Source organism: Thermococcus sp. PK, assembly GCF_000430485.1.
Lineage (GTDB): Archaea > Methanobacteriota_B > Thermococci > Thermococcales > Thermococcaceae > Thermococcus_A > Thermococcus_A bergensis.
In genome coordinates this window covers 736641-743402 of sequence record NZ_KE387149.1, presented here as the reverse complement: position 1 = coordinate 743402, position 6762 = coordinate 736641, and the positions used below count along the sequence as shown (strand labels likewise).

Here is a 6762-nt window from a genome sequence, read left to right as displayed (position 1 = left end):
GTTGAGAGTTTAATAAATCCTCCTTCAAGGTCGAGCTTGAACAGGTGGTCGTCCAGCATTATTACTTGCTTTTTGAAAATGGGTTTTCCGTTGGCTTTTCCTTTTCTCTTCCTCTTCCTGTAACTCTTGTAGATTGAGGTGGCCATTTGACAGGCCGTGTAAATGTAGTGGCTCGGAAGGTCTGGGTATTCCCTCCGGAGGCCCTTGTAAGTCTCCTTCTTCAGCCGGTAAAAGCTCGTGATGTTGTTTTCGAAAGCATAATCAAGGAGAAAATTAACAATATCAGAATAAAGGGAGAAAAGCTCTTCTAACCCTTCGGGTTCTGTTTTGAGTTTGAATTTTGCCGTGAGTTTAATAGTCTCACTTGGCATTTTCCAGCTCCTCTTTGGTTTTCTTGATCCAGTCTTTAATGGCTTCTTCTATTGCCACACTCAGAACGCCTCTCTTGTTCCCATAACGCTGGATAGCCACTTTTTTAAATTCCTCTAAGGTTTCCTCACTAATAACAAAGGTCGCCTTAGGCACACTAAACCACCCATTAAGAAATACTAAGTCAAAAATATTTAAACTTCACGCTTTTAACCATTTAGAGAACAGCCCATCAATAGTCTTAGGAGCAATGTATATTTCAGCTAGGTTCGTGAAGTAATCGGTATCAACCCACTCATTTCTATTGGACTCGTCGGCAAATGGGGTATCAAGGCTTTCCATGGCTGAGCTCCAGGGAATAGAGCTAACTGCTGAGGAGCCACCTTCTCCAGCAACCCAAGCTATAAGAGCAAGCTTTGAAGGTTTACCACCAAGGGCTGTCCAAGGTATCTTTATTTCAAGGATTTGTAAACCAGTGGAGGTGTCGCCTGTGTAGGAGAACGATGCACCAACATCTGCCAGCCCCTTGTAGTCCCAGTCACTTCCAGTCCAAGTTATGAAATTATCAGAACCCATGCCACTATTCCATCCCCACCAGAAGTACAGCTCATAATCAATTGCATAATCTCCTGCAAAGCTTATTCCCCTTCCCCAAGCATCACTTGTTCCAGTGTACCCATTTCCACTCCCCGGATCAACATCAATCCCAATCCCATAAGCAACGTTCCAGCTTTGGGTATTGTTAGTTTTTATGGCTATATAGAGGTATTGGTCATCCCAAGCAACGTAGAGCTTATCTAGCTTTGCTCCAGCCAACCCATTGTCTTTTGCTTGGCCGACAAGATCAAGAGTTCCCCAATCTCCCAGATTTCCATCAACAACCTTTGTCCCGTAAAGGGCACTTGCAAACTTCACTGTCGGTACTACGCTTAAAACCATCAAAACCACAATAGCCAAAGATATGCTTTTTCGCATTTTTATTCACCTCGGGTGATATTTGTTCACCCTCGTTGGTATGTATGCATAAAATATTTATATATCTTTCCCACTATCACTCTTAGTGATAACTATTTGAGGAGGTGAAGGAATGGAGAAAATAAACTTCATCTTTGGCATTCACAACCATCAACCTCTCGGCAACTTTGGATGGGTGTTTGAAGAAGCATATAACCGTTCTTACAGACCTTTTATGGAGATTTTAGAGGAATTCCCGGAGATGAAAGTAAACGTTCACTTTAGTGGACCGCTTTTGGAATGGATTGAAGAAAACAAGCCGGATTATCTCGACCTTCTCAAATCCCTCATAAAAAGGGGGCAACTTGAGATCGTCGTGGCAGGGTTTTACGAGCCAGTGTTAGCGGCTATTCCAAAAGAAGACAGATTGGTTCAGATAGAAATGTTAAAGGATTACGCAAGAAAGCTCGGCTATGATGCAAAGGGCGTGTGGCTCACAGAGAGGGTATGGCAACCGGAACTTGTAAAGTCGCTTAGAGAGGCTGGAATCGAGTACGTAGTCGTTGATGATTATCACTTCATGAGTGCTGGATTGAGCAAAGAAGAACTCTTCTGGCCGTACTATACGGAAGACGGAGGGGAAGTCATAACGGTGTTCCCAATAGATGAAAAGCTGCGCTACCTGATACCCTTCCGCCCGGTTAAGAAGACCATTGAATACTTAGAGAGCCTCGCAAGTGAAGACCCCTCAAAGGTAGCTGTGTTCCACGACGACGGCGAAAAGTTCGGAGTCTGGCCGGGGACTTATGAATGGGTTTATGAAAAAGGCTGGCTTAGAGAGTTCTTTGACACAATTACAAGCAACGAAAAGATCAACCTCCTGACTTACAGCGAGTATTTAAGTAAGTTCACTCCAAGAGGACTGGTGTATCTCCCAATAGCGTCGTACTTTGAGATGAGCGAGTGGTCTTTACCGGCAAAGCAGGCAAAGCTCTTCGTGGAGTTTGTAGAAGGGCTGAAAAAAGAGGGGAAGTTTGAAAAGTACCGCGTCTTTGTCAGGGGTGGCATATGGAAGAACTTCTTCTTCAAATATCCAGAGAGCAACTTTATGCACAAAAGAATGCTTATGGTAAGCAAAGCCGTGAGAGATGACCCCAAAGCTAGAAAATACATCCTCAAAGCACAGTGCAACGATGCCTACTGGCACGGTGTTTTTGGAGGGATATACCTACCCCACCTGAGAAGAGCGGTGTGGGAGAACATAATAAAAGCCCAGAGCCACCTAAAGCCAGAAAACAAAATACTTGACGTTGATTTTGATGGAAGAAAAGAGATTATGGTTGAAAACGAGGGCTTTATTGCCACGATAAAACCCCATTACGGAGGCAGCATTTTTGAACTAAGCTCAAAGAAAAAAGCCGTAAACTACAACGACGTGCTTCCGAGAAGATGGGAGCACTACCATGAGGTTCCGGAAGCCGCTACACCAGAGGAGGAAAGCGAAGAAGGTGTTGCAAGCATACATGAGCTCGGAAAGCAAATTCCAGAGGAGATAAAGAGAGAGCTTGCCTATGACTGGCAACTAAGGGCTATTTTGCAAGACCACTTCATCAAACCAGAAGAAACTCTCGACAACTATCGCCTTGTAAAGTACCACGAGCTCGGTGATTTCGTTAACCAGCCCTACGAGTATGAGATGATAGAAAACGGAGTAAAGCTGTGGCGTGAAGGAGGCGTTTATGCAGAGGAAAAAATCCCTGCAAGAGTAGAGAAGAAAATAGAACTAACGGAAGACGGCTTCATTGCAAAGTACAGAGTCTTGCTTGAAAAACCCTACAAAGCTCTCTTCGGAGTAGAGATTAACCTAGCAGTACACAGCGTTATGGAAAAGCCAGAAGAGTTTGAAGCAAAAGAGTTTGAAGTGAATGACCCATACGGCATTGGAAAAGTCAGGATAGAGCTCGACAAGGCTGCAAAGGTTTGGAAGTTCCCGATAAAAACGCTCAGCCAGAGTGAGGCCGGATGGGACTTCATACAGCAGGGAGTAAGCTATACAATGCTTTTCCCAATCGAAAAGGAGTTAGAGTTCACGGTAAGGTTCAGGGAGCTTTGACCTTTCTTTTCTATTATACCTCAGATAGGGAGGCCTCCATCATCCATCAGGGCCCGAAAGGTTCTTCATCATCGGTATTGGCTATTTTAAGGGTGACGGGCTCTTCCAGACCCCAGAATTTACAGAAGGAGCATTTTTCTCCCTGCGCAGGCATTCCACAGAGCTTACATTCCTTGAGCTCTATCTCCCTAAGCTCGGCCTCAAATAAGTGTCTTTTCCTCAGGTAGCCCTTGACAAAGTTTATCTTAGTCCCGGGTCTTTTTTCTTCCATTTCGTTCAAAATTTCCTTGTACTCTATTGTCGTAGCTCCTCTCGCATGGGGGCATTCATCAACTATATACTCCAACCCCACTGCGAGGGCATATGCCACAACTTCCCTCTCGGTGAGCTCGTAGAGGGGCTTGACCTTTCTTACAAACTTCCCCTCTCCCGGTAAAACCGGCCCCTGCTTCGCAAGGTATTCAGTATTCCAGTTCATGAGGTTGGAGAATATAAAGCTCGCCTCATCATCCAGGTTATGGCCCGTTGCAATGACGTCAAAGCCGTTGTCATAGGCAAACTTGTTGAAGAGATACCTCTTCGTAAGGCCACAGTAGGAACAGGTGGGTCTTCTCGTTCTCACCTCGCCGATTCCTTTTCCAAGAAGCTCCCTAACGTTAACCACGTGAAGAGGGGCACCTATAATCCTGCACTGTTCCCTAGCATATTGCTCACTTTTTTCTGAATACTCCCCTATGCCAAGGTTTATATGTAGACATTCCACATTGTAACCGAGCTTCTTTAGAACGTAAGCCGTTACTGCGGAATCCTTTCCCCCGCTAATAACCACAAGGACTTTTTCATCCGGCTTGAGGAGTTTGTATTTCTCGATTGTCCTCTTGACTTTCCTCTCAAAATACTCCACAAAGTGATCAGCGCAAAGATACATTTTTGGATAATGGAGTTTTATAAACGCTTTCTCTCCACAAACTCTGCACCTCATGATCTCACCAGAATGAGAAAAAGAAGAACAAATTTAAACCTTTGCATTCATGCCTCCAAACTCTCAACAGCTTTCTTCCAGTTACCTGGCTTTTTGAAGCTCCTCTCCATGTAGAGGCCTTCCTTGATCAATATTCCTCTCGCTGCCAAAAGGCCCGTGGCAGCCGCGTTAACTATATCCCTGCTCAACCCAGCTCCATCACCTGCGGCAAATATGTTCTCTATGCTGGTTTCAAGAAGATCATTAACTTCAACCTGCATTGCATAGTACTTTATCTCTGGAGCGTAGAGCAAGGTGTGGTCGCTTGCAACACCGGGGATTACCATATCAAGCTTTTCAAGTCCCTCAATTATGTTCGTCACAACTCTGTGGGGCAATGCCATCGCTATATCTCCCGGAGTAACGTGCTTTAATGTTGGTTCAACGTCGCTCTTCCTGATTCTGCTCCATGTGCTCCTTCTTCCCCTCTTCAAATCCCCAAGTCTCTGAAGTATTGGCCGTCCTCCCCCGATGGTGGTTGCGAGCTGTGCTATGCTCTTGCCGTATGCTGTTGTATCCTCAACCGGCTCGGTTAGCTCTATTCTTGTGAGAAACGCAAAGTTTGTATTGTTGCTCTTTTTGTCTCTCATGGAGTGGCCGTTTACGCCAACGTAGCCGTCATATTTTTCTTCGACAACAAAGCCGTTTGGATTGGTGCAGAAAGTCCTCACAAAATCATCGTAAGTGTCTGTGTATATGTGGAACTTCGGGTCGTGGTTTATCCTCGTTATGGGCTCCATTATTATGGCTGGAACTTCAACCCTAACACCCACGTCTATTGGGCCGTGTCTGGCATTTAGCCCAATCTTTTGAGCAACGTCGTGGAACCACTCCGCCCCCCCTCTGCCGGGGGCGACTATTATGTATTTGGACTTTACTGTGAAGATATCTTTTCCTTTTCTCGCTATGACCTCACCCTTTCTGAACTCCTCGACCTTCGTCCACAAGATAAACCTTACGCCTTTGGCTTCTAAGTAGTCTTTAATGCTCTTTATGACTTCTTTTGTGTGGTCTGAACCGATATGGCGCTGAATTATTGGTATGAACTTTACCCCAGCTTGAGCGGCTCTTCTTTCCCATTTCCTGATTTCGTCTTCGTTGCCCTTATAAACGCCCTTAGGAGCTCCGTGCCTCAAGAAGATCTGGTCAACTTCCCACACAAGCTGCCAGGAATAGTTCTCATCTTTTGTAAGGTCAGTCAAGTTTCCCCCGATGTCCGGTCGTAGGTTTATGGTTCCATCACTAAGTCCACCAGCACCTCCGACACCGCTCATTATATGACAGGGCTTGCACTCAATGCAGTAGCCGAGTTCGTCCATTGGGCATGTTCTCTGGTCTATGTCTCCACCTTCGTCAAAAACTGCAATTTTCAAATCGCTTTTTTCTGCAAGCTCGTAAGCCGCAAAAAGGCCTGCTGGACCTGCACCTATTATAACAACATCAAACCTTTCCTCAGAACTCATATTTCCCTTACCGATATTTTGGAGCAGTTATCTTATAAACTTTTTGCCTGATGCGGGCGTGTTTATAGTAACCTTTATTAGGGTTTTTGCTGAATTCTTTCAGGTGGTTGTCGTGATCCCCAGATGGGATCACAGACTCAAAGACCCTGAAAGCGTGGCATTCGCAATTCTTGACGTTTTAGCAGACTTCGAATCAGAAGGAAAGCTGAAGAACCTGCCAAAATCCAAAAAATTTCCAGTAAAAACAATACTGGCAATACTCCTCTTTAAACAATACTACAACCTACCCCTCAGAGACGCCCAGCACTACGGCAGAAAATTCTTCGGAGCAAACATTCACTACTCAACCCTCCACAACTGGGAGAAAAAGCTGAACCTCGAAGAACTGACAAACCACCTCCTGAAAAAACTCCAGAAATTACCCTACGCCAGCACTCAAGCAGACTCAACCATTATTACAAATAAAAAAAGGGCAGGATAGAAGTTCAGGCAATAACGAGAATCCTGCCGGGTTTACTGTATCCGGTTGCTGTGAAGATCACAACTTCTGAGAACGAGCTGATTGAACTCCTGCCGGGGGGTTCTGGGAATTTTTATGCTGATGGGGCTTATGATTCAAAGAAAGTTCTGAACACTGTGGTGGAAAAGGGTTATCGGCCGATTGTTAAGAAAACTAAGAACGCTCCAGGTGGTTTTGGTAGTAAGAAGAGAGACAGAGTGTTTTCTGAAGAAGAGTACAGGCATAGGAATCCTCATGAGGGGTTCTGGGGTGCGTTTACAACGTGGTTTGGCAGTAGGATCCCCTGTTTTCTGAAAAAGACTACTGTAACCCGAATCCTGCT

At 45.1% G+C, this 6762-nt stretch carries 7 protein-coding genes and 1 pseudogene; 3 read left to right on the top strand and 5 right to left on the bottom strand.

Features of this window, described 5'->3' with window-relative positions; all coding sequences use genetic code 11:
- The 3 genes and pseudogenes from THEPK_RS06020 to THEPK_RS06015 form a co-directional block, all read right to left on the bottom strand.
- Nucleotides 1–371 (bottom strand): annotated as a pseudogene (locus THEPK_RS06020) (RNA-guided endonuclease InsQ/TnpB family protein); the annotation flags it as partial.
- Entirely contained in the window at nucleotides 361–525 is a 165-nt protein-coding gene (locus THEPK_RS13390) for a hypothetical protein (protein ID WP_198011288.1), read from the bottom strand. The gene THEPK_RS13390 and the pseudogene THEPK_RS06020, both read right to left, overlap by 11 nt.
- 45 nt (nucleotides 526–570) lie before the next feature.
- Nucleotides 571–1344 carry a DOMON domain-containing protein gene (locus THEPK_RS06015; protein ID WP_052315896.1) on the bottom strand — a complete coding sequence of 258 codons (774 nt, stop codon included), beginning with the start codon at nucleotides 1342–1344 and terminating at the stop codon, nucleotides 571–573.
- Between the two features lie 112 nt (nucleotides 1345–1456).
- Here THEPK_RS06015 and jtg point away from each other — a divergent pair, with 112 nt between their 5' ends.
- A complete protein-coding gene (jtg, locus tag THEPK_RS06010) occupies nucleotides 1457–3436 on the top strand; it encodes a 4-alpha-glucanotransferase (protein WP_042699529.1) in 1980 nt (659 codons plus the stop codon).
- Between the two features lie 46 nt (nucleotides 3437–3482).
- Here jtg and ttuA read toward each other — a convergent pair whose 3' ends face one another.
- Together ttuA and THEPK_RS06000 are read right to left on the bottom strand one after the other, a co-directional pair.
- Nucleotides 3483–4418 carry a tRNA-5-methyluridine(54) 2-sulfurtransferase gene (gene ttuA / locus THEPK_RS06005; RefSeq protein ID WP_004067290.1) on the bottom strand — a complete coding sequence of 312 codons (936 nt, stop codon included), beginning with the start codon at nucleotides 4416–4418 and terminating at the stop codon, nucleotides 3483–3485.
- Nucleotides 4419–4465: 47 nt separating this feature from the next.
- Nucleotides 4466–5920, bottom strand: coding sequence for an NAD(P)/FAD-dependent oxidoreductase (locus THEPK_RS06000; RefSeq protein WP_042699524.1), 1455 nt, complete (start codon nucleotides 5918–5920; stop codon nucleotides 4466–4468).
- Nucleotides 5921–5978: 58 nt separating this feature from the next.
- Here THEPK_RS06000 and THEPK_RS05995 point away from each other — a divergent pair, with 58 nt between their 5' ends.
- The gene (locus tag THEPK_RS05995) at nucleotides 5979–6401 is read left to right on the top strand and encodes a hypothetical protein (RefSeq protein ID WP_042697770.1); all 423 of its coding nucleotides are present in this window, start codon (nucleotides 5979–5981) and stop codon (nucleotides 6399–6401) included.
- 50 nt (nucleotides 6402–6451) lie between these two features.
- Nucleotides 6452–6762 (top strand): hypothetical protein (locus THEPK_RS05990; protein ID WP_042699521.1); only part of this gene is annotated, 311 nt, incomplete at its 3' end.